At 70.8% G+C, this 25,506-nt stretch carries 32 protein-coding genes; 11 read left to right on the forward strand and 21 right to left on the reverse strand.

The window, feature by feature from the left end; genetic code table 11:
- Positions 1–28: 28 nt before the first annotated feature.
- Positions 29–487, reverse strand: coding sequence for a transporter (locus ACMGFI_RS15265; protein WP_436910680.1), 459 nt, complete (start codon positions 485–487; stop codon positions 29–31).
- Between the two features lie 146 nt (positions 488–633).
- Between ACMGFI_RS15265 and hisC the strand changes: the two genes are divergently transcribed.
- From hisC to ACMGFI_RS15290, 5 genes are all read left to right on the forward strand, one after another.
- The gene (hisC, locus tag ACMGFI_RS15270; RefSeq protein WP_436910681.1) at positions 634–1,716 is read left to right on the forward strand and encodes a histidinol-phosphate transaminase; all 1,083 of its coding nucleotides are present in this window, start codon (positions 634–636) and stop codon (positions 1,714–1,716) included.
- Between the two features lie 49 nt (positions 1,717–1,765).
- Entirely contained in the window at positions 1,766–2,290 is a 525-nt protein-coding gene (locus tag ACMGFI_RS15275; RefSeq protein ID WP_436910682.1) for an adenylate kinase family protein, read from the forward strand.
- A gap of 10 nt (positions 2,291–2,300) precedes the next feature.
- Positions 2,301–2,909 (forward strand): CDP-alcohol phosphatidyltransferase family protein, encoded by a 609-nt coding sequence (locus ACMGFI_RS15280; protein WP_436910683.1) that lies wholly within the window; start codon positions 2,301–2,303, stop codon positions 2,907–2,909.
- Positions 2,910–2,978: 69 nt separating this feature from the next.
- Entirely contained in the window at positions 2,979–3,398 is a 420-nt protein-coding gene (locus ACMGFI_RS15285; protein ID WP_436910684.1) for an NUDIX hydrolase, read from the forward strand.
- Between the two features lie 116 nt (positions 3,399–3,514).
- Complete coding sequence (locus ACMGFI_RS15290; RefSeq protein ID WP_436910685.1) at positions 3,515–4,102, forward strand: helix-hairpin-helix domain-containing protein; 588 nt, start codon at positions 3,515–3,517, stop codon at positions 4,100–4,102.
- A gap of 60 nt (positions 4,103–4,162) precedes the next feature.
- Here the strand turns inward: ACMGFI_RS15290 and ACMGFI_RS15295 are convergent, their stop codons facing one another.
- The 5 genes from ACMGFI_RS15295 to ACMGFI_RS15315 form a co-directional block, all read right to left on the reverse strand.
- Positions 4,163–4,948 carry an SAM hydrolase/SAM-dependent halogenase family protein gene (locus ACMGFI_RS15295; RefSeq protein WP_436910686.1) on the reverse strand — a complete coding sequence of 262 codons (786 nt, stop codon included), beginning with the start codon at positions 4,946–4,948 and terminating at the stop codon, positions 4,163–4,165.
- 65 nt (positions 4,949–5,013) lie between these two features.
- Positions 5,014–6,057: an ABC transporter ATP-binding protein gene (locus ACMGFI_RS15300; RefSeq protein ID WP_436910687.1), complete on the reverse strand. Its 1,044-nt coding sequence runs from the start codon at positions 6,055–6,057 to the stop codon at positions 5,014–5,016.
- On the reverse strand, positions 6,050–7,792 hold the full coding sequence (locus ACMGFI_RS15305; protein ID WP_436910688.1) for an ABC transporter permease: 1,743 nt from the start codon (positions 7,790–7,792) through the stop codon (positions 6,050–6,052). Before ACMGFI_RS15305 ends, ACMGFI_RS15300 begins: the two co-directional genes overlap by 8 nt.
- Entirely contained in the window at positions 7,793–8,989 is a 1,197-nt protein-coding gene (locus tag ACMGFI_RS15310) for a thiamine ABC transporter substrate-binding protein (RefSeq protein ID WP_436910689.1), read from the reverse strand. It abuts the gene before it with no gap.
- A 162-nt stretch (positions 8,990–9,151) separates the two neighbouring features.
- Positions 9,152–10,030 (reverse strand): aldo/keto reductase, encoded by an 879-nt coding sequence (locus ACMGFI_RS15315; protein ID WP_436910690.1) that lies wholly within the window; start codon positions 10,028–10,030, stop codon positions 9,152–9,154.
- Positions 10,031–10,183: 153 nt separating this feature from the next.
- On the opposite strand from ACMGFI_RS15315, the gene ACMGFI_RS15320 reads away from it, so the two are divergent.
- Positions 10,184–10,726 (forward strand): multiprotein bridging factor aMBF1, encoded by a 543-nt coding sequence (locus ACMGFI_RS15320; RefSeq protein WP_436910691.1) that lies wholly within the window; start codon positions 10,184–10,186, stop codon positions 10,724–10,726.
- A gap of 136 nt (positions 10,727–10,862) precedes the next feature.
- Here ACMGFI_RS15320 and ACMGFI_RS15325 read toward each other — a convergent pair whose 3' ends face one another.
- Positions 10,863–11,423 (reverse strand): response regulator, encoded by a 561-nt coding sequence (locus tag ACMGFI_RS15325; protein WP_436910692.1) that lies wholly within the window; start codon positions 11,421–11,423, stop codon positions 10,863–10,865.
- 126 nt (positions 11,424–11,549) lie between these two features.
- On the opposite strand from ACMGFI_RS15325, the gene tpiA reads away from it, so the two are divergent.
- Positions 11,550–12,197: a triose-phosphate isomerase gene (gene tpiA / locus ACMGFI_RS15330; protein ID WP_436910693.1), complete on the forward strand. Its 648-nt coding sequence runs from the start codon at positions 11,550–11,552 to the stop codon at positions 12,195–12,197.
- Here the strand turns inward: tpiA and ACMGFI_RS15335 are convergent, their stop codons facing one another.
- Both ACMGFI_RS15335 and ACMGFI_RS15340 read right to left on the reverse strand, forming a co-directional pair.
- Complete coding sequence (locus tag ACMGFI_RS15335) at positions 12,198–12,557, reverse strand: DUF7344 domain-containing protein (protein ID WP_436910694.1); 360 nt, start codon at positions 12,555–12,557, stop codon at positions 12,198–12,200.
- A gap of 58 nt (positions 12,558–12,615) precedes the next feature.
- Positions 12,616–13,278, reverse strand: a complete 663-nt coding sequence (locus ACMGFI_RS15340) for a helix-turn-helix domain-containing protein (RefSeq protein WP_436910695.1) — start codon at positions 13,276–13,278, stop codon at positions 12,616–12,618.
- A 114-nt stretch (positions 13,279–13,392) separates the two neighbouring features.
- Here ACMGFI_RS15340 and ACMGFI_RS15345 point away from each other — a divergent pair, with 114 nt between their 5' ends.
- Positions 13,393–13,665, forward strand: a complete 273-nt coding sequence (locus tag ACMGFI_RS15345) for a HalOD1 output domain-containing protein (protein ID WP_436910696.1) — start codon at positions 13,393–13,395, stop codon at positions 13,663–13,665.
- A gap of 72 nt (positions 13,666–13,737) precedes the next feature.
- On the forward strand, positions 13,738–15,063 hold the full coding sequence (locus ACMGFI_RS15350) for an MFS transporter (protein ID WP_436910697.1): 1,326 nt from the start codon (positions 13,738–13,740) through the stop codon (positions 15,061–15,063).
- Between the two features lie 44 nt (positions 15,064–15,107).
- On the opposite strand, the gene ACMGFI_RS15355 is transcribed toward ACMGFI_RS15350, so the two are convergent.
- From ACMGFI_RS15355 to ACMGFI_RS15365, 3 genes are all read right to left on the reverse strand, one after another.
- Positions 15,108–15,740 carry a hypothetical protein gene (locus tag ACMGFI_RS15355; protein ID WP_436910698.1) on the reverse strand — a complete coding sequence of 211 codons (633 nt, stop codon included), beginning with the start codon at positions 15,738–15,740 and terminating at the stop codon, positions 15,108–15,110.
- 92 nt (positions 15,741–15,832) lie between these two features.
- Positions 15,833–18,007, reverse strand: a complete 2,175-nt coding sequence (locus ACMGFI_RS15360) for a helicase HerA domain-containing protein (protein ID WP_436910700.1) — start codon at positions 18,005–18,007, stop codon at positions 15,833–15,835.
- Positions 18,008–18,142: 135 nt separating this feature from the next.
- Entirely contained in the window at positions 18,143–18,565 is a 423-nt protein-coding gene (locus ACMGFI_RS15365) for a helix-turn-helix domain-containing protein (protein WP_436910701.1), read from the reverse strand.
- 147 nt (positions 18,566–18,712) lie between these two features.
- Between ACMGFI_RS15365 and ACMGFI_RS15370 the strand changes: the two genes are divergently transcribed.
- Both ACMGFI_RS15370 and ACMGFI_RS15375 read left to right on the forward strand, forming a co-directional pair.
- Positions 18,713–19,354 carry a DUF8170 family protein gene (locus ACMGFI_RS15370; protein WP_436910702.1) on the forward strand — a complete coding sequence of 214 codons (642 nt, stop codon included), beginning with the start codon at positions 18,713–18,715 and terminating at the stop codon, positions 19,352–19,354.
- 84 nt (positions 19,355–19,438) lie between these two features.
- Positions 19,439–19,867: an SRPBCC family protein gene (locus ACMGFI_RS15375; protein WP_436910703.1), complete on the forward strand. Its 429-nt coding sequence runs from the start codon at positions 19,439–19,441 to the stop codon at positions 19,865–19,867.
- A gap of 31 nt (positions 19,868–19,898) precedes the next feature.
- Here ACMGFI_RS15375 and ACMGFI_RS15380 read toward each other — a convergent pair whose 3' ends face one another.
- The 9 genes from ACMGFI_RS15380 to ACMGFI_RS15420 all read right to left on the reverse strand — a co-directional run bounded on the left by ACMGFI_RS15380 (position 19,899) and on the right by ACMGFI_RS15420 (position 25,297).
- Complete coding sequence (locus ACMGFI_RS15380) at positions 19,899–20,138, reverse strand: HVO_2901 family zinc finger protein (RefSeq protein WP_436910704.1); 240 nt, start codon at positions 20,136–20,138, stop codon at positions 19,899–19,901.
- A 192-nt stretch (positions 20,139–20,330) separates the two neighbouring features.
- Positions 20,331–21,056, reverse strand: a complete 726-nt coding sequence (locus tag ACMGFI_RS15385; protein WP_436910705.1) for a ribosome assembly factor SBDS — start codon at positions 21,054–21,056, stop codon at positions 20,331–20,333.
- A 115-nt stretch (positions 21,057–21,171) separates the two neighbouring features.
- Entirely contained in the window at positions 21,172–21,936 is a 765-nt protein-coding gene (psmA, locus tag ACMGFI_RS15390) for an archaeal proteasome endopeptidase complex subunit alpha (RefSeq protein WP_436910706.1), read from the reverse strand.
- Positions 21,937–21,938: 2 nt separating this feature from the next.
- Positions 21,939–22,415, reverse strand: coding sequence for an Rpp14/Pop5 family protein (locus tag ACMGFI_RS15395; protein ID WP_436910707.1), 477 nt, complete (start codon positions 22,413–22,415; stop codon positions 21,939–21,941).
- Positions 22,412–23,098, reverse strand: a complete 687-nt coding sequence (locus tag ACMGFI_RS15400; RefSeq protein WP_436910708.1) for a class I SAM-dependent methyltransferase — start codon at positions 23,096–23,098, stop codon at positions 22,412–22,414. The genes ACMGFI_RS15395 and ACMGFI_RS15400 overlap by 4 nt, the downstream gene beginning before the upstream one ends.
- A 52-nt stretch (positions 23,099–23,150) precedes the next feature.
- Positions 23,151–23,921 carry an RNase P subunit p30 family protein gene (locus tag ACMGFI_RS15405; protein WP_436910709.1) on the reverse strand — a complete coding sequence of 257 codons (771 nt, stop codon included), beginning with the start codon at positions 23,919–23,921 and terminating at the stop codon, positions 23,151–23,153.
- A 7-nt stretch (positions 23,922–23,928) separates the two neighbouring features.
- Positions 23,929–24,354, reverse strand: coding sequence for an RNA-binding protein (locus tag ACMGFI_RS15410; protein WP_436910710.1), 426 nt, complete (start codon positions 24,352–24,354; stop codon positions 23,929–23,931).
- Between the two features lie 8 nt (positions 24,355–24,362).
- Positions 24,363–24,545, reverse strand: a complete 183-nt coding sequence (locus tag ACMGFI_RS15415; protein ID WP_436910711.1) for a DUF1918 domain-containing protein — start codon at positions 24,543–24,545, stop codon at positions 24,363–24,365.
- A 44-nt stretch (positions 24,546–24,589) separates the two neighbouring features.
- Positions 24,590–25,297 carry a DUF7504 family protein gene (locus ACMGFI_RS15420; protein WP_436910712.1) on the reverse strand — a complete coding sequence of 236 codons (708 nt, stop codon included), beginning with the start codon at positions 25,295–25,297 and terminating at the stop codon, positions 24,590–24,592.
- Positions 25,298–25,506 lie beyond the last annotated feature (209 nt).

Consider the following 25,506-nt stretch of genomic DNA (forward strand, 5'->3'; position numbering starts at 1 on the left):
GCGGTTCGGACGGCCCTGTCCGGCCGGGTCAGACGACCGTCGGTGAGGCCAGCAGGCCGCCGACGACGAGGAGCGCGGCCGAGACGGCCGACGCGGTGAGGAAGAACGGGCGGGCCTCGCGGGCGGGCTGGCGGACCTTCCGCCGGTCGAAGCCGTCCGCGAGCTTGCTCGACCCGACCTCGACCAGCGCGGCGAGACCGAGCCACAGCGCGACCATCGTGAGCACGAGGTGGCCGCTGGACTGCCCGGTCAGTCGTTCGACCGTGTACAGCGTGCCGGCCATGTGCCCGCCCGAGGCGAGCAGGACGAGCGCGCTCGTCCGCGAGACCCACCGGAGTCGCTCGACGACGGGCCGGAGCGGTTCGGCGTTGGCGGTGCCGTCCTGCGCGGTGGGCAGGACGCCGAGGGTGACGAAGACGACGCTGCCCGTCCACACCCCGCCGAAGACGAGGTGCAGAACGTACATCGCCGTGTCCAGCGCTGACATACGCGTCCCGGAGGACGCGACTCCCTTGAAGCTACCCACTTCCGGCGGTTCGCGGGCCGCGGCCGGGGACTCGTCGACGGGGGGCGGGTGGCAGGGCGTCACGCCGTGTGAGCACGCTTAAGGCGCGGCCGGCGTTCCCTTCCGGTATGGAACCACGGGACCTCTCCGACCACACCGTCTACCGCGCCGGGAGGGGCATCGAGGAGGTGGCCCGCGACCTCGGGCTCGACCCCGACGACCTCGTCAAACTCTCCTCGAACGAGAACCCCTTCGGCGCCAGCCCGAAGGCCGTCGAGGCCGTCCGCGAGCACGCCGACCGCGTCTCCAGCTACCCCAAGTCAGCCCACACCGACCTCACCGAGAAGGTCGCAGACCGCCACGGCCTGGACCCCGAACAGATCTGGCTCACTCCCAGCGGCGACACGGCGCTGGACAACATCGCCCGGGCGTTCATCGAGCCCGGCGACCGCGTGCTCGTCCCGACGCCGGGGTTCGCCTACTACCCGATGTCGGCCCGCTACCACCACGGCGCGGTCGACGAGTACCGCCTGGAGAAGGCCGACGACTTCGCCCAGACCCCTGAGACGGTCCTCGACGCCTACGAGGGCCACCGGATCATCTACGTCACCTCCCCGCACAACCCGACGGGCTCCGAGATGACTCTGGAAGACGTGCGGACGGTCGCCGAGGAGACCGACGAGGAGACGCTCGTCGTCTACGACGAGGCGTACATCCACTTCACGGACTCCCCGTCGGGGATCGGGCTCGTCGAGGAGCGCGACGACGTGGCCGTGATCCGCACGTTCTCGAAGGCCTACGGCCTCGCGGGGATGCGCCTGGGCTACGCCGTGGCGCCCGCGGAGTGGGCCGACGCCTACGCCCGCGTGAACACCCCCTTCGGCGTGACCGAGTTGACGTGTCGCGCGGGGCTGGCCGCGCTCGACGACGACGACCACGTCGAGAAGACCGTCGAGACGGCGAAGTGGGCTCGCGAGTACATGCACGACGAGTTGGACGCGAAGACCTGGGAGAGCGGCGGCAACTTCGTCCTCGTGGAGGTCGGCGATGCGAGCGCCGTCGCCGACGCCGCCCAGCGCGAAGGGGTCATCGTCCGCGACTGCACCAGTTTCGGCCTGCCAGAGTGTATCCGGCTCACCTGCGGGACCGAAGCGGAGACTCGCCGCGCCGTCGAGACGATCAACGAGATCGTCGCGGAGGTGTCGGCGTGACGCCCGTCCGGCGGTCGGCTGTGGATCGGTCCGCGGGAGGGTCCGCCTGATGCGCGTCGCGGTCACCGGTACCCCCGGGACGGGGAAGACGACGGCCGTCGAGCGGCTCGCGGACGCGGACGGATCCGCCGCCGACCTCGACGTACTCCACCTCAACGACGTGATCCGCGAGGAAGACTTCGTCGTCGAACACGACGAGGAGCGCGATTCGGCGGTCGCGGACCTCGACGCGCTGGCCGACTACCTCGACGGTCGCGAGGACGCCCTCTTCGAATCGCACCTCGCCCACCACTTCGACGCCGACCGGGTGGTCGTCCTGCGGTGTCACCCCGAGGAGCTGGAGCGGCGGCTGACCGAGCGGGGCGAACCGGCGGCGAAGGCCGAGGAGAACGCCGAGTCGGAGGCGCTGGACGTGATCCTCGCGGAGGCCGTCGAGCGCCACGGCGAGGAGGGCGTCTACGAGGTCGACGCGACCGACATGGACCCCGACGAGGTGGCGGCCGCCATCGAGGCCGTCGTCGCGGGCGAGCGCGAACCGCAGGTCGGTACAGTTTCGTTCGTGGACTATCTATGACCGGATCCGGATGACCCTGGACAGGTTCCGCCCTGCGGTGAAAGGCGCCGTCTCGCCGTCGGTCGCCCTCGCGAAGCGCGTCGGCCTGACGCCCAACGGGGTGAGCGTGCTCGCGCTGGCGCTGGCGCTCGTCGGCGGCGCCGCCTTCGCCGTCGCGCCGCGCCGCGACCCCCTGCTCTATCTCGGCGGCGCCGTCGCGGTCGCGCTCAACGGCTGGCTCGACCTGGTCGACGGCGAACTCGCCCGCGAGACGGGTACCGGCAGCGACGCCGGCGACCTGCTCGACCACGTCCTCGACCGCTACGCCGACATCGTGATGATCGCGGGGCTCGCGGCCGGCATCGAAGCCTACGCCCTGGGCCTGGCCGCCGTCACCGGCGTCCTGATGACCTCCTACCTCGGCACCCAGGCCCAGGCGGTCGGCCTCGACCGCGTCTACGGCGGGCTCGTCGGCCGCGCCGACCGCCTGGCGCTGGTCGTCGCCGTCGGCGCGGCGGCCGCGTTCGTCACGGAACCGCTCTCGGGGCTGACCGTGGTCGGGTGGCTGCTCGTCTTCTTCGCCGTCGTCGGCCACTTCACCGCCGTCCAGCGATTCTACTACGCGATGAAGGCGCTGTGAACGGCCGACCCCGATAGCGGACCCGGCGATCGAAACCGATATTCGAACGATGGGTGTATCGGTGCTCCCGTGAGCTGGCGCGACATCCGACCGCTCGCGGTAGGCGTCCCGCGGCGGCCTGGCGAGGTACTCCTCAGTCGGCTGTACGACGACGGGGAACCGTTCTACCGGCCCATCGGGGGCGCGATCGAGTTCGGCGAGTCGAGCGACGAGGCGCTGGCTCGCGAGTTCGACGAGGAGCTCGGCGTCGAAGTCGTCGAGGCCGAGTTGCTGGAGACGCTGGAGAACTCGTTCACGTTCGACGGGCAGCGCGGCCACGAGATCTGGTTCCTCTACGAGGTCGCGCTCGCCGAGTCGTGGCCCTACGAGCGCGACGAGTTCGAGGGCGAGGAACCCGAAATCGGCGAGACCTACGAGGCGGTGTGGAAGCCGGTCGACGCGCTCGACGACGTGACCGTCTATCCGGAGCATCTCGCGGCGCTGCTCTGACCGTCGGACCGGTCCGGCCGGAGCCGGAAGCGACAGGTCCAAACCGCCCGAGTGCGTGGCGATCGTACGGGGTACGTGCCAGCGAGAAACAACCAGGCACGGCTTCGAACCCGACCATGGCAGACGCACACCGCGATCCGTCGAGAACCAACAGGATCGGCACGGAGATCGGACTCGTCCTCGAAGACCAGCGGACCGCCGAGCTACGGCAGGTGATCTACACCGACGCGCAGGTGGTGCTCCTGCGCGACGAGTCGGGCGGGACGACGCTCGTCCGCCGCGACTCGTTCGACGCCGAACTCGGGACGCGCTACCGGCCGCGACCGGGCGCCGAGATGCCCAGCGACGCCGGGCAGTACGACCGCCTGCGCGAGCGACTCGCCGCCTACGAGCGCGCGGACGGCCGCAAGGCGAAACACAAGGCCGACGCGCTCCGGGAAGCGCTAGACCTGCTCGTCAACCCGGACAGCGACGCCGGCGCGAAAGACCGCGACCGCGCGGACGACGACGCAGAGGCTGCCGGCGCCGACCCGGAGGTCCCCTTCGAGGAAGTGTCGGGTATCGGTCCGAAGACCGCGGGGAAGCTCCGGACCGCCGGCTACGTCACCGAGAGCGACGTGCGGGCGGCCGGCGACGACGCGCTCCTGGCGGTCGCCGGCCTCGGCCCGGAGAACCTGGCGAACCTCCGCGAGTTCGTCGACTGACGGCGGTCTCCGGGCGAGTCTCGCGCTTCACGACCCGTCGGGAGCGGTGCGACCGCCCGCCTACCACTCCAGTAGCACGTCGTCGCCGGCGGCGAGGTCGAACGCCTCGTCGCCGCGGCCCTGGTTGACCGCCAGTTCGACGTTGCCGTGGCTGCCGACGGTCACGAGCCGGTCGCCGGGGTCGCGGGCGGCGTAGGCGTCCCGGACCGGGACCAGTTCGTCGTCGACGCGGATCCCCTCGCAGCCCTCGATGTGTTCGCCCGGGACGTTCGTGATGACGTTGCCGAAGCCGTCGACGACGAGCACCTCGCCGCGGGCGCCCCCGGAGACGATGTCCGGCTCCGGGAACGTCAGGTCGACCCACTCGTCGGTCCGGCTGCATCGGTCCAGCGCGGCCGCGCCGCCCTCGTCGTGTACGTCGGCGGCCGCCGGCGCGAACACGTCCCGGCCGTGGAAGGTGTTGCTCGCCGTCTCCGCGTCGTCGTACTCGATCTCCCACACGTCGAAGTCCTCCGACCCGTCGTCGCCGGATTCGGCCTCCCCGCCACCTGCAAGCTCGCGAGCGACCGGGACCGCGACGCCGTTGTCGGGCGCGATTATCTCGTGGCCGCCGGCCTCGACGACGACGGCGCCGCGGTCGGTCCCGACGCCGGGGTCGACGACGACGCAGTGGGTGGCGGGCGGGAAGTACGGCAGCACCTCGCGCAACCAGAAGGCCGCCGCGCGCACGTCCTGGCGCGGGAAGTCGTGGGCGACGTCCTCGATCCGGGCGTCCGACCGGGAACAGATCACGCCCCGCATCGCTGCGGGGTACGGGCTCGGGAAGTCCGAGGCGAGCGTTATCATACCTGATGGCACGGCGATTCCCCGGTTAATTCTCCCGGTCTGTCCCGGCGCGGCGACGCGCCCGCTCACACTATCCGAGCGTCGGCCGGGTCGAACCCCAGCGTGAGCGCGTCGCCGTCGTGGGGGTCGGGGGTCCGGAAGACGACGGTCCGGTCGCCCCAGTCGGCGTAGTAGCGGGTGGTCTCGCCGAGGAACTCCGCGGTGTCGACCGCCACGTCGAACCGGTTGGCGTCGGCGCCCACGCGCAGGTCCTCCGGCCGGACGCAGAAGGTCACGTTGTCGCCCGTAGCGGCCGTCCCCTCACCGAGTCCGTCGTCGATCCGGAACTCCGCCCCGTCGACTGCTACCGTGGTCTCGTCGCCGTCGCGGCCGACGACCTCGCCGCGGAACAGGTTGTTCTCCCCGACGAACGAGGCGACGAACTCCGTCGCGGGCCGCTCGTACACCTCGCGGGGGGTCCCGACCTGCTCGACTGCCCCGTCGCTCATCACGGCGAGGCGGTCGGAGATCGCGAGCGCTTCCTCCTGGTCGTGGGTGACGTAGACGGTTGTCACGCCCAGGTCTTTCTGGATGCGCCGGACCTGCCGACGCAGTCGCTCGCGCAGGCGGGCGTCCAGCGCCGACATCGGCTCGTCGAGCAGGAGCACGTCCGGCGCCGGCGCGAGCGCGCGGGCGAGCGCGACCCGCTGTTGCTGACCGCCCGACAGTTGGTCGGGCTCGCGGTCGCCCATGCCCGAGAGATCCACGAGGTCCAGCAGGTCGGTCACCCGTTCGTCGACCGACTGGCCGTCCGGCGGGTCGGCGAACTTCAGCCCGTATGCGATGTTCTCGCGGACGCTCATGTGGGGGAACAGGGCGTAGTTCTGGAAGACGATGCCAACGTCGCGCTCCTCGGTGGGGACGCCGGCCACGTCCGCGCCGCCGAAGCGGACGGTGCCCGCGGTGGGCGATTCGAGGCCGGCGATCGTCCGGAGGGTCGTGGTCTTCCCGCAGCCGGAGGGGCCGACGAGCGTGAAGAACTCGCCCTCGGCGATGTCGAGGCTGACGCCGTCGAGCGCGACGGTGTCGTCGAAGGCCTTCCGGACGCCGTCGAGTTGCAGGTCAACCACCGAAACCACTCCCCTCGCCGAGTCGGTCGATGACCACGAAGCTCACGCCCGTCACGACCAGCAGGACCACGCCCATCGCGGTCGCGGGGCCGAGCCGTCGGCCGATGAACCGCTCGATTGCGACCGGCATGGTGTAGCCGGAACCGCCGGTGGCCAGTATAACCGTCGAATCGAACTCGCCGATGCTGATGGCGAAGGCGAAGGCCGTCCCCGCGAGGATGGCCGGGACCACGAGCGGGAGTTCGATGTCGAGCATCACCCGGGCGCGCGAGGCCCCGAGCGAGCGCGCGGACTCGACGATCGAGTCGTCGATGCCGGAGAGCGCGGGCGCGACGTTGCGCGTGACGAACGGGTACGCGCCGACGGCGTGGGCAGCGACGATGGCGACCGCGCCCGTCGCGGTGAACCGATAGCCGAAGGCTTCGGTGCCGAAGACCCATCCGCGGAGCAGCCCCAGGCCGACGACGACGCCGCTGACGGCAAAGGGCGCCATCGAGAGCGTGTCGATCAGCTTGCGCCCGCGGAACTGTCGGGTGCTGACGACGGCGAGGAACACGCCCATCGGGACCGCCAGGAGAAGCGTCCCAGCGCCGAATATCAGGGAGTTCGTGACGGCCGTCAGCGGCTTGACCTGGAACGCGTAGGCGCTGGTCTGCCGTTCGACCAGGAAGCGGTAGTTGCGGAGCGTGAACCCCTCCGGTCCGGTGACGCTGCTGTAGACCAGGCTGACGATGGGGACGACGAAGACGACGACGGCGACGACGGCGTAGCCCCAGGCGAACAGCCGGCGCTTCGTCGCCGGCCCGAACAGGTCGACCCGCTCGGCCGGGCGCGCAGTGCCGGTCGCCCGCTGGCGCGCCTCGTAGCGCAGGTAGGCGTAGGTGAGCGCCAGCGAGAACAGCATCTCCATCGTCGCGAGCGTCGAGGCGGTGCCGTAGTCGAGCTGGCTGATCCGGTGGTAGACCCACACCTCGACGGTCGCCAGCGAGAGTCCGCCCAGCGCGAGGACGACGGCGAACGACATGAACGAGAAGATGAACGTGAGCAGGGCGCCGGTCAAGATCGCGGGGAGCAACTGCGGGATCACCACGTCCCGGAACGCCCGCAGCGGCGACGCCCCGAGAGAGCGGGCGGTCTCGGTCATCTCCGCGTCGATGCCCTCCCACGACGCGGCGGTGATCCGCGCGACCAGCGGCGCGTCGTAGAAGGCGTGGGCGAGGACGATGATCCCGAGCGTGCCGGTGAACGACGACACCTGCAGGCCCAGCGCCTGCAGCGCCCCGGTGACGACGCCGCTGGCACCGAACGTGGCGACGAACCCGATCGCGACGAGGATCGTCGGCATGACGAACGGCAGCGCCGTCAGCGAGCGGACCGTCCGGCGGCCGGGGAACTCGAAGCGGGCGAGGACGTACGCGCCGGGCAGCCCCAGCAGGACGGCGGCGACCGTCGACAGCAGCGCCTGGTAGGCGGTGAAGCCGAACAGTCCCAGCCGGTAGTCCGGGAACGACCGCACGATAACGGCCGGGTCGTCCAGCGCCCGGGCGAACACGCCGAAGTAGAACGGGTCGCGCAGCACCTCGACGACGGTCGCGAGCGTGTAGACGCCGTCGACCCGGACGGCCTCCACGAGGACGATCCCCACCGGGTAGAAGAACAGCAGCGCCAGCAGCGCGAGCGTCGCGGCTGCCAGCGCGGGGGCGCCCAGCCGTTCGACGACCCGGGCGGGCCGCATCTACCGCGTCGCGATCTGACGCGACCAGTCGCTGAGCCACGGCTCGACGTTGCCCGTCAGCTCGTCGTAGCCGAAGCTGACGATCTCCTCGGGCTCGTGGACGAGGTCGTAGTAGTCCGAGGGGAGCTCGGCGTTGTCGACCGCGGGGAGCGCGACGTTGCGCTGGGCGATCTCCGCCTGGATCTCCGGCCGGAGGACGAAGTCGATGAACTCCGTCGCCAGCCCCATCCGGTCGGTGCCGGTGAACGGCGCGGCGCCCTCCAGGTAGGCGTAGCCCGAGTCGTTCAGGAACCCGACCTGGTGGCGGGCCATGTCCTGGTCGTAGCGGTCGGCGTACACCTGGTCCGTCGAGTAGGAGACGACCATCGGCGCCTCGTCGTTCGAGTAGGCGTCGTAGGCCGTCCCCCAGTCCTGCAGGACCCGCGTCCCGTTGTCCATCAGGTCGCTCCAGTAGTCGAGGTAGCCGTCCTCGCCGAACTGGTCGATGGTCCAGAACATGAACTCCAGGCCCGTCTCGCTGTTCTGGGGGTTGGGGACGAGCAGGCCGTTCTCGTAGGGGTCGCTCGCGAGCTCGTCGAACGTCTCGGGCGCGTCGACGCCGCGCTCGTCCAGCGCGTTCTGGTTGTAGACGAGGCTGATGTAGGAGGCGCCGACGGGGATGGCCCGCTCCTGGGGGTCGAAGCGGTAGTCGTCGACGACCGCGTCGGCGTTCGAGAGCGCCCCCGTGTCGACGCTGGTGAACAGCGAGTCGCCCTCGCCGACCCCGCGGTCGGCCTTGACGAGGTTCTCCGGCGTCAGCCCGAGGAACAGGTCGGTGTCGATGCTGACGCCCTGCTGGCGCCGCTGGAGGAAGTAGTCCATGCTGCTCTCGGGCGCGAACCACTGCAGGTCGGCGTCGTACTCCGACTCGAAGCGCTCCTTGAGCCACGGGCCCGGGCTCGAACTCGGCGCGTCGACGAACGACGGGTACGTGCCCACGCGCAACAGCGGCGTCCCGCCCGAGGCGGTGCCCGTTACCGTCCCGTCGGCGGTCTCGGTCGCGGAGCCGTCGCCGTCCGTCGCGGTCGATCCGCTCTCGGGCGTGTCGGTCGAGTCGCCCTCCGTCGCGGTCGCGTCGTCGGTCGGTTCGGCGCTACAGCCGGCCAGCAGTCCGGCGGCCCCCGCGCCCACGGTCGTCAGGAAACGTCGTCGGTCCATAACCGGGGAATATAGACGGCGAATAAAATACCCCGCGATCCGGACCCGACACTCGCGGACAAAATATCCCGTTTCGGAACGCGAACGTACAGAATGAGACAACGAAACGGAACGAATCGGCAGGGCGCGGGGACTCGATCGCGGCCGCTCTCTCGGCCGCCGTCAGATGTCGACGGTCGGCACGGGCGACTCGTCGGACCGGCGCTCGTCGACCATCGCGGCCTGCTCTTCCTCGTCCATCGGTTCGAACTCGGCCGCGGCGGCGAGGATATCGTCGACGAGCCGCGGGTCGCCGGCGTTGGTCAGGGTCGTCACGCCTTCCTGGGCGAGCGTGAACCGGAGACACCGCCGCAGGTCCGCGGGGTCGTCGTAGGGTTCGTACCAGGTGTTGTAGGGCCGCTCTCCCTCGGGCAGGTCGTCGGGCCACGGCCGCTTCGCGAACGTCTTGATCGCCAGCACGCCCATCCCCCGCTCGGAGAGTTCGCGGGCCAGCGCGGGGAACTCGTGGTCCGGCCCCTCTTTCGCGGCGACGGTCGCGTTGACCGGGAACATCGCCGTCTCCAGGTCCGGGATGCGCTCGACGGCCTCGCGGATCACGTCGGGGCTGCCGTGGCTCGTCAGGCTGATGTGGTCGACGAGGCCCTCCTCCTGGGCCTCGCGGTAGGCCGCCAGCGCGCCGTCGTCGGCGGTGATCGCGTCTATCTCCGAGGACTCGGTGACGGCGTGGAACTGGTACAGGTCGATGTGGTCGACACCGAGCCGGTCGAGCGACGCCTCGAGCTTCTCCCAGGCGCCCTCGTAGCTCCGTTCGAGCGTCTTGCAGCCGAGGAAGACCTCGTCGCGCCGGTCGGCCAGTGTCGGCGCGAGTTTCACCTCCGCGGTGCCGTACTGGGGCGCCACGTCGACGTGGTTGACCCCGCGGTCGAGGACCGCCTCGGTCATCTCGTCGGCCTCCGCCTGGTCGAGGAAGTCGAGCGCGATGGCGCCGAAGGTCAGCACCGTGCTCTCCTGGCCCGTGTCGCCCAGCGGTCTGGTCTCCATGGCCGGAGTAGGGACGAGAGCGGCAAAAACCCCGGCGGCCCCGGCGCGTGCGTCCGGGAGGGAGGCAACGGTCGACTCGCCGGGAGAGCGCGCGGCGCGCACAGCAGTTATGCTGGCGTATGCTTTATGCCCGGTGACCGGCAAGGGGCGATCATGGTTCAGTGTGAGATGTGCGGGAGCGAGACGAGTTCCCCCAACCGCGTCAAGGTCGAGGGGGCGGAGCTCGACGTCTGCGACGAGTGTACCGACTTCGGTACCGAGGTCAAACAGCAGTCCTCGTCGTCGGCCTCGACGAAGTACTCGACCTCGTCGTCGGACTCGTCGTCCGGGTCCTCGGGTGGGTCCTCTTCGTCCGGCTCCTCGTCGAGCTCGGGCGGGTCCTCGCAGCGCCGGTCGGACATGTTCGACGAGATGGACGAACTCGCCCAGGACTACGACGAGACGGTCCGCTCGGCCCGCGAGTCCGCGGGCATGAGCCAGGAGGACCTGGCCCGCCAGCTCAACGAGAAGGCGAGCCTCATCCGGAAGATCGAGCGGGGCGACACCCTCCCGAGCGACGACGTGCAACGCAAGTTAGAGAGCGCGCTGGACGTGAACCTCTCCGCGGGCGGGACCGCCGACGAGTCCGAGTGGTCCGGCGGCGACTCGACCGGCGAGTACACGCTCGGCGACGTGGTCGAACGCAAGGACTCCTGAGACGGACTGCCGTAGTCAGTACCGCATCGACCGCCCGCTATCGGGCGGTCGTCGCAGTACACGGGTACAGCAATCCCCACGAGACCGAGAACGCTCGGGGGATCGAACCCGCCCGATCGGGGCCGGAGCAGGCCGGTCACTGCGTCTTCGCGACGTAGTCGTCGCCCAGGTCGTCCGCGATCCCCTGGATGGTCTCCTCCATCTCGGCGATCTCCCGCTGGAGGCGCTGGAAGGTGTCGCTGTCGGCGAGTTCCGACTCGGTCTTCTCGACCCGCAGGACGTTGCGCTTGAGCTTCTTGGCGGTGAGCTCCCGCTTGCGGTCGGTGTACTCCGACAGTTTCAGCAGGCGGTCGACGACCTCCCTGAGCCGGTCTCTGGTCACGGGCTTGACGACGTAGTCGTCACAGCCCATGTCGATGATGTCGAAGTCGGGGTCGACGGCGGTGACCATGGCGACCCGACACTGGAGCCCGCGCTCCTCGATCTCCGCGAGCACCTCGTTGCCGGAGACGATTGGCATCCGCCGGTCGAGCAGGACAACGTCCAGGTCCGCGGCGAGCATCTCCAGGGCCTCGACGCCGCCGTAGGCGGTGCGCACGTCGTACTCGTCGTCGAGGTACTCCGTGTACAGCTCGGCGAGGTGGTCCTCGTCCTCCACGACCAGCACCGTCCCGCGCTCGGCGGTCCCCTCTGTCACGATGGACTGATATTGCGATTTGACCGTCTTAACTCTCACCCTCCGCGCGCGACCGAGCCGCGGCCTCCGCGAGTCGCCGCCGGCGGACTCACAACCTATTTCCCCGTCGCGGTCGCCCACTCGGGTATGTTCGTCCTCGTCAACCTGAAAGCCTACCCGTGTGATCCCGTCGAGGTCGCCGCGGCGGCCGCCGACGTGAGCGACGCGACCGGCGTGCGGATCGCCGTCGCGCCCCAGGCCGCCCACCTCTCGGCGGTGGCCGAGACGGGCGTCGAGACGTGGGCCCAGCACGTCAGCCCCGTCGAGCACGGCAGCCACACCGGCAGCACGCTCGCCGAGGCCGTCGCCGACGCCGGCGCCGAGGGCACGCTGATCAACCACTCCGAGGCGCGCCGGAAACTGGCCGACATCGACGCGAGCCTCGACGCGGCCGAGCGGGCGGACCTGGAGACGGTGGTCTGCGCGAACAACCCCGACCAGGTCGGCGCCGCGGCCGCGCTCGGCCCCGACGCCGTCGCCGTCGAACCGCCCGAACTCATCGGCACGGGCACGCCCGTCAGCAAGGCCGACCCCGACATCGTCACCGACGCCGTCGAGGCGGCCGCGGCGGTCGACGAGTCGGTCGACGTGTTCTGCGGCGCCGGCATCTCGACCGGTGACGACCTCGACGCGGCCCGCGACCTGGGCGCGACGGGCGTCCTGCTGGCCAGCGGCGTCGCGAAGGCCGACGACCCGCGGGCCGCGCTCGAAGACCTCGTCGAGCCGCTCGCCTGATCACTCGACCGAGGGAAGCGCAACCGCCTCGCGGACGGCGTCGGCGTCGACCGCGAGCGCGACCCGCTCCGCCTCGCGGTCGTGGTCCACGATCCCCGCGTCGGCGAGTTTCGGGACGTGAACGTGATAGAGCGCCGTCGTCGTGGACCGGACCGCCGACTCGGGGGCCGAGCCGGAACCGTCGTGCTTCCGCGCGGCGAGGGCGTCCGCGATCGTCGACAGGTGGAGGCTCTCCCCGCGGTCGGCGAGCAACGCGACGACGAACCGCCGGTCGACGACCGCGAGCGCGGCGTAGACGAGGTTCGGGTCCGCATCGGAGAACCGGTCTGCGGGATCGTCGATGGGTTTCTGACTGCTCATCCTGGTTTGAGAGTGGGGCCCGAATCGGTTCAGGTACCGCCTTCGATCGTACCGCCGTTCAAGTACCCTCGCTCGACTCGTCGAGCAACAGCGCGTTCCGGACGAGCGCGGCGGAGCCGCGGCGGACCCGCTGGGAGGCCGCGTTCCCGGAGATCCCGAGTCGCTCGCCGAGGTCGGTCGCCGATGCGCGGCGCGGCACGTCGAAGTAACCCTCCCGGGCCGCCGCCGCGAGCGCCTCGTACTGCTCGGCGGTGAGGCCGTACTCCCGCTGGCGCGGGCCGGAGGGGTGCCACAGCGAGCGCACCTCGAAGCGGCGACCCGTCTCGTCGAAGTGGTCCCGGAACGACGAGACCATCGACTCCTCGGCGAACCTGAGCCGGAGCGACCAGGTGTCGCCGCTCGCCGACGCCTCGACGATGGCCGCGTGGTGGTCGACCATGTCGTGGATCAGTTCCTGAAAGGGCTCCGCCCAGACGACCCGGAACATGACCGCGTCGTCGGCCCGCTCGGCGACCGACATCGTCTCGACGGCCGGCGCCTCGGCGAGCGACTCACCGAACGCGTCGAGGTCCCCGCCCGTCGCCCAGAGGAACGGGAACACCTCGCGCGGGCTGTGGGTGGCCTGCCGGTTGGCCGTGACCTTCGTCTCCGGGTGGCTCGCGAGCGGTTCCGCGAGTGCGAACGACTCGGCCGGCACCGTGAAGTCGCCGATGACACTCACGGGACCGGTACGGCCCTCACACCGATAAGCGTCCGCTGACGTTTCGATCCCGTCTGGATACCGGATACTCCCCGCGGTGACGCACCTTTAGTCGTTCGCGGCACTACGCCGGATATGGAAGATCACGTGGAAGACGGCGCCGTCCGCAGACAGCTCGACCCGGAGGAGGACGAACCCGCCGCGCAGGTCGCGGCGACCGTCGCCGACATCCGCGGGACGGACGTGACCGAGCTGAGCGACATGTACGGCTGCGCCGACAGCGTGCTCGACAGTCTCTTCTCGGACCCGCCGGACGACGACGCCCGGATGGACGTGTCGTTCGACTACGAGGGGTTCCGGGTCACAGTCGAGCAGGACGGAACCGTGCGGTTCCGGGAACGGGCGTAACTCACCGCGCCGACGGGCGGTCGGGCTGTTCGCTGTCGGAGGGTATTTGCGGGGCTCGTCGCAAACCCGACCATGGTCGACGAGGCGGGTCGTGACGCGGCGAGCGGCGGCACGAGTGGCGGACCGTCGGCCGACGCGTCGTCGGACGGCCAGCCGTCGGACGGTTCGGGGTCGCACGACGCGCCCCCGGACGCGGTTCCGCCGAGTTCCTACGCGTTGGTCGTCCTCGGCGCTGTGAGCTACCTCCTGCTCATGGCCAACTGGTTCGCGCTCGCCGCGTTCCTCGAACCCATCGGTCGACAGCTCGGGCTCTCGGACACCCAGGCCGGCGCGCTGGTCGGTGCGGTCCCGCTGACCTACGTCCCGCTCTCGCTGCTCTCCGGGCTCGCGCTCGACCGCATCGGCGCCCGCCGCGGCATCGCGCTCGCGGTCGGGATCTTCGGCGTCGCGCAACTACTACGCTCGGCGACGACCGGCTTCCCGGGGATGCTCGCGACGACCGTCGTCTTCGCCGTCGGCGCGACGGGGATCACGTTCGGCCTGCCGAAGCTCGTCGCGAGCGTCTTCCCCTCCCGATTGCTGGGCACGATGTCGACGGTGTACATCCTCGGCTCCTACGCCGGCACGGCCGCGGCCTACAGCGTCGGCCGGGCGGTCCTGGGGCCCGCGCTGGGCGGGTGGCGACCGACCTTCCGCGCCCTCGCCGGCGCGGCGCTGGCCTTCCTCGTCGTCTGGGTCCCGGTCGCCGCGTGGCACGCCCGCCGCCACGGGACGCCCTACGGCGACGACGCGGAGAGCGACTTCGCGCTCGGGTCGCTCCGGGCTGACGTGGCCCGGGTGTTCTCCCACCGCGTGATGCGCCTGCTCGTCGTCGTCGGCACCGTCTACCTCCTGCTGGGCCACAGCCTCCAGGGGTGGCTACCCACCCTCGCGGGCGCCCGCGGCGCGACCCCCGCGCGGGCCGCCGCCGTCGCGACGCTGTTCGTCGTCGGCCAGGCCGCAGGCACCGTAATCGTCCCGCCGCTCTCGGACCGGCTGGGTCGCCGCCGCGAGGCGGTCGTCGTCTGCGGCGCCGCGGCGCTCGTCGGCGTCGCCGGGCTCGCCGTCGGCCGGACCGTCCTCGCTGCGAGCGTCGCCGCCGTGGTCGTCGGGACCGGTGTCGGCGGCGTCTCGCCGCTCGTCCGCGCCATCCCGACCGAGATCGAGGACATCGGCCCCGGGCTGACCGCGACCGCCGTGAGCCTCGTCTTCGCCGTCGGCGAACTCGGCGGCTTCTTCGGCCCGTTCCTCGTCGGCGGGCTCAGGGATCTGACGGGCTCGTTCGTCCCCGGGCTGGCGGTGCTGGCGGTCGGTGCCCTCGCGATGGTCGCGGCGGGGCTACGGCTACCCGAGATCTGAGTCGCTCCGTCTCGCCACCCCGTGCCGCCGCGACGTCAGCCGTCTCACCGTTGCACGTCCAGTTCCAGCCACCAGTCGAACTCGACCGCCTCGACGTCTCCCTCGTAGCCGATCCGGACCGGCGTCGTGAACCGGTAGGTGCCGGGACGCATGTAGCCGTCCGCGAGGTAGTCGTCCCAGACCTCGTAGGTGAAGTACCGCTGGCCGCCGGATGCCAGCGTGTACCCGCCACAGGAGTACGCCCGGTAGGCGGGTCTTCCGTCGGGGACGCGGTCGAGGGTCCAGCACTCGCCCGCGCGTTCGTCGCGCCCGGGCGCGTCCTGGCTCCGGTAGAGCCACAGGCCGCCGTCGTCGCTCCGCCCGTTCCGGTTGAACAGGTGACACCGCGTGTCGTCGACGACGTTCGCCTCTCGCCGCGCGCCCGTGTTCGCGAGTTCGATCCGCACCCGGGCCGGGGATTCGGGGCTGCTGTGGGCGGTCAGTACCACCGGATCGATCACCAGTTCGGCGGCCCCAGGCACGTCGGCGGTGTCGGCGAGCGTCACCCGCCGCCCGGTCGCTCCCTCGCAGGCCGGCGGCGTCGGCGTCCCCGAGTCCGTGGAGTTCGCGCGGGTCTGACAGCCGGCGAATCCGGCCGCCCCCGCACCGACCGCGGCGAGCAGGTCGCGTCGGCGCACGGGTCGGCAGTCGCTCGCGAGCGTGAAAACGATTCGGAACGAATCCGCCAGCGAGAAGTGAGCGGACAACCCCGTCGTTCGAGTCCCGCCGGTCAGTCGAGGATCTCGACTTCGTCGTTGTCGACGGCGAGGGAGGAGTCGTCGGCACTGTCGTCGTCGGCGTCGTCGGGTCGCAGGTCGTCGAGGCCGTTGGCGGTATCTCCGCCCGGGGTGCCGTCCTCGGCCGGCACGTCTCCGGCGCCGGTCTCCGTGCTCGCATCGGCGTCCTCGACTCGGTCGGGTTCGTCGACCTGGCTGGGTTCGTCGGCTCGCTCGGACTCGTCGGCCGGCACGTCCCCGTGGTCGCCGCCGTCGAGCGCGTGCTCGACCTGCCGGACGAACGGGTCGACCGACTCGCGGTCGGTGCGCTCGCGCAGGAGCGCGGGGACGCGATAGTCGTAGCGGCCGCGGCCGACGTGTTCGACCAGGCCGCGGACGCGCAGCCGCCGGTTGCGGGCGTAGGCCCGGGTTCGGTCGTCGGAGCCGCCGGCCGCGAACAGCGCGTCCGTCGGCGTCCCGGGGCCGTGGTCGCGGTAGTACCGAAGCATCTGCCGGGTCTCGGCCTCCAGGTCCGCGAGGTCGTCGGCCAGCTCGCGGGCGAACGCGGCGGCGTCCTCGACCGCCTCGTCGTCTACGGCCGTCGAGGTGCCCGCCTCGAAGGCGTCGGTCGCGCGGTCGCCCAGCGGGTCGTCCTCGACGCCGTCGAACCCGCGAGTCATCGCCGCGTCGTCGGCCCCGCCGAGCCCCTCGTCGGTCCGCGCGGCGGTCCCGCCGTCGGTCGCGGCGCTCTCTGCGAGTTGGGCGTCGTCGCCGAAGGCGTCGCCCATCCCGCCGAACATCCCGGCGTCGTCGTCGGCGCTCGGCGAGGTGTCCGCGGTCGTTTCGTCGGGTTCTGTGTCCGCGTCGGCGTCTTCGGCGACCTCCGCGCGGTCGGAGCCGCCCTCCCAGGCCTCCGCGCGGGCGGCCTCGTCGCCGGGCCAGGTCATCGCCGACTCGTCGTAGCCGTCGTCCTCGCGGGCGGTCTCGTCGGGCAACGGCGGCTCCTCGCCGTCCGCACCCGCGGTCGCCTCCGCCGACCCGTCGGCCCACTCGGCGGCGTCGTCGAACGACGACTGGTCCCCGTTCGCGGCAGCGCGGCGCTCGCGCATCCGCTCCTGTTCGGTGCGGCCGGGGTTGGCCCCCTTGACGTGGTCGACCAGCGCCTGCGTGAACTGGTCGGCCATCCGCTGCATGTCCCGGGCGTCCTGTAGCTCCGCCTCCAGCTCGGCGATCCGCGAGTTCTTCTCGTCTAACTCCTCGCGCAGCTCCGCGATCCGGTCCTCGGTCTCGGCCTTCTCCTCGCTGATCTCCTGGAGTTCGGAGACCAGGTCGTCGCTGACGGATTTGAGATCCGGACGCTCGAAGTCGTCGAGGCCGGGCGTGGCGCCGGCGTCGAAGGTCTGCTTGCGGCGGAACTGGACCCGCCGGACGTCCTCGTCCCAGTCGTTCATCATGAACGCCTCGCCGTCGTCAAGGTCCTCGACGGCCTCGGCGTACTCCGTGTCGAGCACCCGCTTGACGACCTTCGTGTCGTTGTTCCAGGTGAGCCGGTGCCAGACGAGCCAGTCGCACTGGGTGATGAAGTCCTTCTTCACGTCGGCGGGGCGCTGGCTGATGCCGACGACCCCCAGACCGTGCTTGCGGCCGCGCTTGGAGATCTTGATGAGCATCTTGCCGCACTCGCCGACGCTTCCCTTCTGGGGGATCCACTCGTGGACCTCCTCGACGAGCATGAGGAACGGCTGTTTGAGCTTCTTGGCCTTCGCGAACAGCCGCTTGGAGACCTCGGTCAGCAGGTCGGCCGCCTCGTCCTCGTCGAGGAACGACGACACGTCGAGGATGATGGGGACGTTCTGCTCTAAGGCGAGCGTGGCGATCTTCTCGGCGTGCTCGGTGGTGACCTGGATGTCGCACTCGTCGTCGGCGCCGGCGTGGAGGATCTCGTACTCCTCCTTGAGGCCGTAGTACTCGCCGTCGATGTCGACGATGAGCATGCCGAAGCCGTTGTCGAGCAGCTTCTCGACGACGACGCTGGCGGTGTTGGACTTGCCCGACCCGGACTTGCCGGTGACGAACCCGCGGCCGGTCAGCAGCTCGACGACCGGCAGGTCGACGGCTCGGCCCGGCTCGCCGCTCCCACAGGGTCCGTCGCTCACGTCCGCGACGGTGATCGACTCTGTCTCTGCCATTACCGATCCACACCCGCGGCCGAGCCATAAGCCCCCGTCAGACCTCCGTCTGACGCCGCCCGCTCGGCCGTCGACGGCCGATCACCGTTCGCGATCGACTACAGAGACCGCCCCGGAGAGCGCCCTGTGCCGGAGTTACTCCTCGGGTCGGGGCATCGCTTCGAGTTCGCGGATCTCGGGGGTCTTCTCGACGCGCTCGTACTGGCGTTGCCACGCCTCCGCGGGGAACAGCCCGTTGCGGTCGAACAGCTCCCGGGCTCGCTCGGTCACCCGGTAGAACTTGTAGGGGTAACCCCGCGTCCGCTGCCCGGCGGGGACCGTCAGCTCCTCGACGACGCCGGCCTCCGCGAGCGTCTTCAGGTGGTTGCGGATGGTATCGGGTTCCAGGCTGGGGTTGGTGTAGTCGAGCTCGTCGACGCTGGGCGCGCCCTTCGGGTGGCCGACCACGTCCGCGACGATGTTCGCCCGCGTCTCGTCGGTGACCCGCTGGAGCGCGAGCCACGGGTCGAACGCGTCGCTCGCCTCCTCCTCACCGGGTTCGGCCGCGTCGGGTCGCATATCCCTACGTACGCCGCCCGGCGTGATAAACACTTGGACGCTGAGTGCGAGTGGTCGTCGAGCGTTTCTCGACTATTCATTGAACGCTTGTCTAACTGTTCCTCCGACAGTCGGAAGACACTTGCCACGTCCGGGAGTCGGGCCGGCATGGTCGACAGCGACGAGGGGGCGTCGGGGGGCGAGAGCGACGACGGGAGAGCGGGGGAGAATCCGGCGTACGTCGACGGCGTCGACGGCGCGGGGCTGGTCGACGCGAGTCCGAACTCGCTGACGCTGACTCCGGAACAACACGAGCGGCTCAAGACCCGCCTCCACGGCGACCGGCTGAACGAGATCCAGTACAGCGACCGGCGGTACCTCGTCGTGGGGCGGGGCGGCGACGGGGGACCGGGACGGCGTCGCCGGCGGGTCCGCGACCTGCTGGACGACCGCCGCGGGGCGACGGCGTTCATGCTGGAGGACTTCGGGCTCTCCGGCGACGAGATCGACCTGTGGGCGCCCGCCTTCGAGATCCTCTGTGAGCAGGCGACCCACGTCGTCGGCGTCCTCGGGGACTTCGACGGCGGCCACGTCTGGGAACTAGGGTACCTCTACCACGAGCAGAGCCGCGTCCGCGACGCGCTCTGGTTGCTCAAGCGCGCCTACGAGAGCGACGAGCGCCGCCGCGAGCGCTACGACAACGGGATGGCCGCCGCCCACCTCGCGGCGCTCGAACGCGCGGCGGGCGACCGCGTCGTCCACTGGCGCGACGGGTCCGATCTCCGGCGCGCGGTCGGCGAGATCCCCTGACCTCGACGGCCACATACCGTCCCGACACCCGGGATCGAGCGGTCCCGCCCTGTCACCCAAGACCGAGCGACCCCAAGGGCGCGTATGGCTTCGCTGCCGCGGATCGAGCGGACGCCCGACGGGCGGCGACTTATCGTCGGTCGGGTCGTCGACGCCGACGCCGACACCGTCTGGACGGTCCTGACCGACACGGAGCAGTGGCCCGAGTGGGGGCCGAGCGTCACCGCCGTCCGGTCGCGCGACCGCTCCATCGAACCGGGATCGCGCGGCGAGGTGCAGGTCGCCGGCTGCCCGTGGGTCCCCTTCGAGGTCGAGACCTGCGCGGACTACCGCTGGACGTGGCGCGTGGCGCAAATTCCTGCGACCGGCCACGCGGTCACGCCGCTGGGGGACGGGCGCTCGCGGGTCGCCTTCGAGATCCCGCTGCTCGCGGGCGGGTACGCCGTCGTCTGCCGCCGCGCGCTCGACCGGATCGCGTCGATCGCCGAGCGCGACGAGCTATCGACAGGATAGGACGCGTGAGGAGAAGTGTTCGCAGCCGTCGTCAGGTCGACTTCTCGAGTCGTACGTCGGTTACCTTGTGGATGTCCTCGCCCATCCCCTCGCCGTCGCAGTCCTCGCCGGGGCATCGATAGTGCCAGCCGTCCTCCGTGGCCCGTCGCTCCGCGAAGCGCTCGCCGCACTCGTCGCAGAACAGGTCGCCCTGCGAGCACGTGTCCCGGTGTAGTTCGAGCTCGAGTTCCGTACTGAACGCGCGTTTGCAGTTGCGGCAGACGTGGGTCATGATCGGAAGTTCGGAACCGCTCCATATATCAACACCGGAACGTTCACGTCCGCGGGGATCGCTCGCGCGACGGCGTGAACCGAGGGACGGCGGTCGGTAACCTCGCACAACCGGGAATGATCGACTCTCCAGAACCCCCGCCGTCCGGCGGTCACAGCCGCCGGTTCGGGGTGCCGGTCGCGAACGGAGCGACTACCGGGTCTCGATGTCGTCCTCGTCTTTGAGGATGCGGGTCTCGGCCTCGCCGCTGGAGACCTCGTTGACGAGGTCGTAGAACTCGTTTTGCATCCCGGCGGGGAACTCGACGACGCCGACCCAGGAGCCGTCGGGCTGCCACTCCTCGCGCTCGAGGTCGCCGAACTCGCGGATCTGCGCCTGGCCGCTGCCGGCGTAGTCCGGGGGCAACTGCGCGGCGACCTTCACGGTGTCGAAGCGGATGGGGATCACCGGCCGCAGGGCGTCGAGCGCGTCGTCGATCTGGTTCTCGATGGGCTCCATCGGGTCGATCTTGAAGTCGGTCTCCTCCAGCGCGCTCTCGATGCGCTCGGGCGGGTGGGGCGCGTCGTCCATCTGCGGGTTGACCGCGTTGCGCGTGATGCGGTTGACGAGCTCCTTGTGCTTGCGCTCCTGCATCTCCTTGCGCTGTTCGGCGGTGATCTGGATCTCCCCGCGTTCGACGACCTCCGGGATGATCTCCAGGGGGTCGGTGGTCCCGAACACCTCTTCGAGCGCGTTCTCCGGCGGGCGGTCCCCCCGGGAGGCGTTCTCGAAGACGTCCTCGGCGGCGATCACGTCCTCCAGGTCCCCGTCGAACTCCCCGCGCTTCATCGCGAGGGCGGCGTCGGGTTCGACGAGCACTTCGAAGCGCTCGCCGTGGGACTCGAGCCGCGCCGTCACGGCCTCGTCGAGCGATATCATACCCGGAGGTAACACCGTGTGGGTAAAAAGGTGTGTGGGCGTCGACCGCTCGCAGGCGACCCCTGTCGGTCGGACCGTTCGGCCGATCCGGACCGGGCACCGACCGCGGGCCGCGTTACTCCTCGCTCTCGCTCTCGTCGTCGTCCTCGACGGCGAGCAGGTCGAGCTCGTCGAGGTGGGACTCCTTCTCGGCGTCGCTCATCTCGGTGAACGTCTCGTCGTCGACGCTGATGGTGGCGATGCCGATGCCCTCCGGCGAGAGTTCGCCGTCGTTGACCGAAGCGAGCGCCTCCAGGGCGAGGCCGACGCCGCCGTCGAGGTCCATCTCCTCGTCGTAGTTGTCCTCCAGGTACTCCCGGATGTCCCCGCGGTCGGCGCCGACGGCCAGCGCCTTCCACTCGTAGGGCGTCCCCGACGGGTCGGTCTCGTAGAGGCGGGGCTCGCCGTTGGCGATGCCGCCGATGATGAGCGCGACGCCGAACGGGCGCGCGCCGCCGACCTGGGTGTACTGCTGGATGTGGTCGGTGACCGACTTCGTGAGCGTCTCGACGCCGATGGGCTCGCCGTAGCGCAGCTGGTTGACCTGCGCCTGGCGGCGGGCGAAGTCGATGAGCTGGCGCGCGTCGGCGACGTGGCCGGCGCTGGCGATGCCGATGTGGTCGTCGGCCTTGTGGATCTTCTCCACGCTGGACCGTTCCATCAGCGGCGAGCGGATTCGCTTGTCCACCGCCAGCACGACCCCGTCAGCTGTTCGAACGCCGATACTTGCCGTGCCGCGCTTGACGGCTTCGCGGGCGTACTCGACCTGGTAGAGCCGGCCGTCCGGCGAGAAGATCGTGATCCCTCGGTCGTACGCCTGCTGTTGCGATTGTCCCTGCATATTTATAGATCGAGTTCGGTCGCCCCGACGAACGCGTCGTCGGCCCGCACGTCGATTCGGCCGTCGCGGCCGACGGCACGCCGCTCGGCGTTCTCGAAGACGACGTTTCTCTGGTCCGTTGGTTCCGGTCGGCGTCGTATATACTTTTCTTCACAGGCCCGCACCGTGCCGCTAACCCCCCGCACGCGGACGCCCACCGCCGCCCCGTCGACCGCGTCCAGACAGGACAGAACCGCCCGCGCGCGGCCGACCTCGCCGCGGCGCGCCCGAACGATGGCGTGGCCCGCTCCCTCCTCGAAGGCGAACCGGACCACCGACAGGTCCGCCTCGGCGCTCCCGGCGTCGCCCACGAGGTTCTGCGCCGCGAACCACAGCTCCCGCTGGAACGCCCGTCGGCCGATCTCGGCGTCGGGCCACGCCTCCAGCCCGACCGCGAGGTAGCGCCACCGCGGCTGGAGGTGCTTCGGGAGGTGCTTCACGACTCCTCACCCGCGTCCGTCGCCCGTCCCGCCTCCTGCTCCGGATCCACCGAGGCGGCGCGGCCCCCCATCGGCACCACGCGCTGGGCGACGAGCACGCCTACCTGGTCGTGGACCCGCTCGACCGCCGTCACCGGGTAGTCGGCGTCCGTGAACGCGTCAGCGAGCGTGCCCACCGTCGCCGGGTCGTCGACCTCGGGGCTGTAGAACGGTTCCTCGGGGTCGGGCCCGTCGAAGAACATCACGTCACCCAGCACGATCCGCCGCGGTTCGAGACCGGTGATCACGTCGATCGCCTCCCGCTTCTCGTCGTCCGAGAGGTGGTGCATCGCGAAGTTCGTCGTCACCACGTCCACGTCGGCGTCGTCGGGGACGGCGGGCTCGCGGAACCGCCCCTCGCCGAACTCGACGTTGGAGAGTCCGCGGTCGTCGGCCTTCGCGCGGGCCTTGTCGAGCATCCCCTCGCTGATGTCCCGGCCGATCACCCGTTTCGCCTCCTCGGCGAGCGGGAGGGCGATGGCCCCCGTTCCGGTCCCCAGGTCGAGGACGGTGTCGTGCGTGCGGGGGTTGGCGTGCTCGACGACCAGCGACGCGCAGGCGCGGTACTCGTCGCTCTTCGAGTCGTCGTACTCGCCGGCCTTCTCGTCGAAGCGGGCGGCGTGCTCGTCGATGGATCGTTTCATACCACCGCGTTCGCCCCGCGGCGGGAAGAACGCCTCGTTCCCGGACGGGTCGCTACCGGTCGTCGCTATCGGGGGATGCCTCCTCGTCGCCCGCGTCGTCCGCGGACACCCGGTAGACGCCGGGTTCGACGAACGCGTCGCTCGCCAGCCGGCGGTTGCGCTCGGCGATCCGTCCCCACTCGGCGAGGCCCGCCCGCACCTGCTCGGCGTCGAACCCCAGCACCTCGCCGACCGCGGCGAGGTCGCGGGGCGCCCGGAACTGCAGGTGACTGCGCGGGTCGGCGCTGACGACGTAGGGGGCGTCGTAGGTCTCGACGATCTCCCGGAGTTTGCGCAGGTCCCGGATGGCCTGGACGCGCCGGCCGCCGTCGGCCCGCAACACCCGCTCGAAGGAGAACTCGAAGCGGACGCCGTTGTCGGCGGCTGCCTTCGCGAGGACGTGGTTCACGTCGCCGTCGCCGGTCATCGGGTGAGCGAGCACGTCGACGGCCGACTGTTCGACGGCGAAGCGGTTGATCGCGGGCGTCCCGCCGTGGACCGCCACCACCGTCTTCGACCGGCGGTGGTTGCCGACGAACCCGCTCGCCCGAGAGGGGTCCTCGGCCCGGATCTCGACGCCCTCGACGACTTCGACGCCGTACTGCTCCGCTATCTCGTCGGCGTCGAACTCGGCGGGGGCGTCGCCGTGGTTGCGGACGACGACCCCGTCGAAGCCGTACTCCGCGGCGGTCAGCGCGTGGCGGGCGACGGTCGCCTCGCCGTCGGGGTGGGCGTGGACGGCCTCGAAGGCCGAGTCGTCCGCCCTTCGATCCGTGTCGCTCATCGCGCGCTCAGAGCGCCTCGAAGACCTCGCGGGCGTTCTCGACGGCCTTGGGCTTCTTGGCGGGGTAGGCCTCGACCTTCGAGCGGAAGGTGATGCCGTCGCCGCGCTCGACCTCCCCGCGGAACGCCGCCTGCTTGTCCAGCGTCAGGTAGAAGGCGCAGTTGTCGTCGACCCGCTCGTCGAGTTCGTCGGCCACGGCCCCCAGGTCGTCGAGGTCGCCGAGCGTGTCGAGGACGTGGCGGATCTCGTCGGCGCGCTCGACCCGCGCCGAGAGGACGACGATGCGGTCGCCGTGGTGGCCCTCCGAGACCGCCCGCTCGACCTCGAACTCCTCCGGGAGGAAGGTCCGCAGCGCCGACTCGACGCGCTCCTCGTCCTCGGTGACGTAGCAGAAGGCGCGCAGGTCGACGTAGTGCAGCGGGACGGAGGGCATCGAGCGGCTTACTCCTCGGCGGCTTCGAGGTCGTCCTCGGAGACGCCGGCTTCCTGGCCGTCCTCGAAGGAGACGGTGTAGTTCTCGTCGCCGAACATCGTCTCGACGACCTGCGTGATCGTGCCCTCTTCGCCGTCGTACTCGCTGTGCTCGTCGCGGAGGATGACGCGGTCGTCCTCTTCGAATGCCATGGGCGGCGGTACTCGACGGCCCGTCAAAAAGGGATTGATCCGTCTCACTCGGGGCCACTCGCGGCACCCGGATCCGCGGAAGCGCCGCCGTCCGTGACGACGCGGCCGGCCGAGTCGGCGGAAGTGTCGGGAGCGTCGGCCGCCGCGCCGGCGGCCACCCGTTCGTTCCGGACCACGGTATCGAACAGCGCCCCGAGGGTCGCCAGCGTCGCCTCGTCGTGGGCTCCGGGGTCGACCGAGACGTACGCGGCGGCCCCCGTCGAGCGGGCCTGCGCCCGGAGCGCGTGGAGGAACCGGAACGCGCCTTCGAGGTCCCGGTACTGCAACAGCGTCGACAGCGAGTCCAGGTAGACCACGGGCCGCTCGTCGGCGTCGCGGGCGCGCAGCCACTCGCCGACGGCGATACCGACCCCCGTGAGATCCGCCGGGTCGGAGACCGCCCTGACCGGGAGTGGGTCGCCGTCCCGCTGGGTCCCCGCGACGGGGCCGACGGCGACGGCAGCGGCCGAATCGATCCCGGGGCACCGTTCCCGGAGCGCGGCCGTCCACGCTCGCACGTCGTGGCGATACAGGACCCCGAGGACGCTTCGCCGGGAGTCCCCACCGAGCGCGCGGTCGAGCTGGGCCGCGGCCTCGGCCTCGAACGCCGACTCGCACACGAGGGCGACTCGTCCGGCGCCGCCCACTGCCTCGTCCGCTCCGCGGCCGCTCGCTCGTCCACCCTCGTTCGACCGCCTGACACCCTCCGTCATCGGTACGTGGTCTCTCGACGCGATACATAAGTCCCAGTCAGACACGCGGCGGACGCACGTCGGCGGAATCGGGTCGGGTCCTCCCCGGGCGGCGGCGCGGAGGAACCGGGATGTGCCCTCCTCCGGGCAGCGGCGTGGAGGAACCGGCACGGAGGTCGAAAACTTATGCCGGTGACTCGCGAACAGGTGGCCATGACCGAGCGAACGCG

The sequence above is a fragment of the Halosimplex marinum genome, assembly GCF_051414075.1.
Taxonomy (GTDB): Archaea; Halobacteriota; Halobacteria; order Halobacteriales; family Haloarculaceae; genus Halosimplex; species Halosimplex marinum.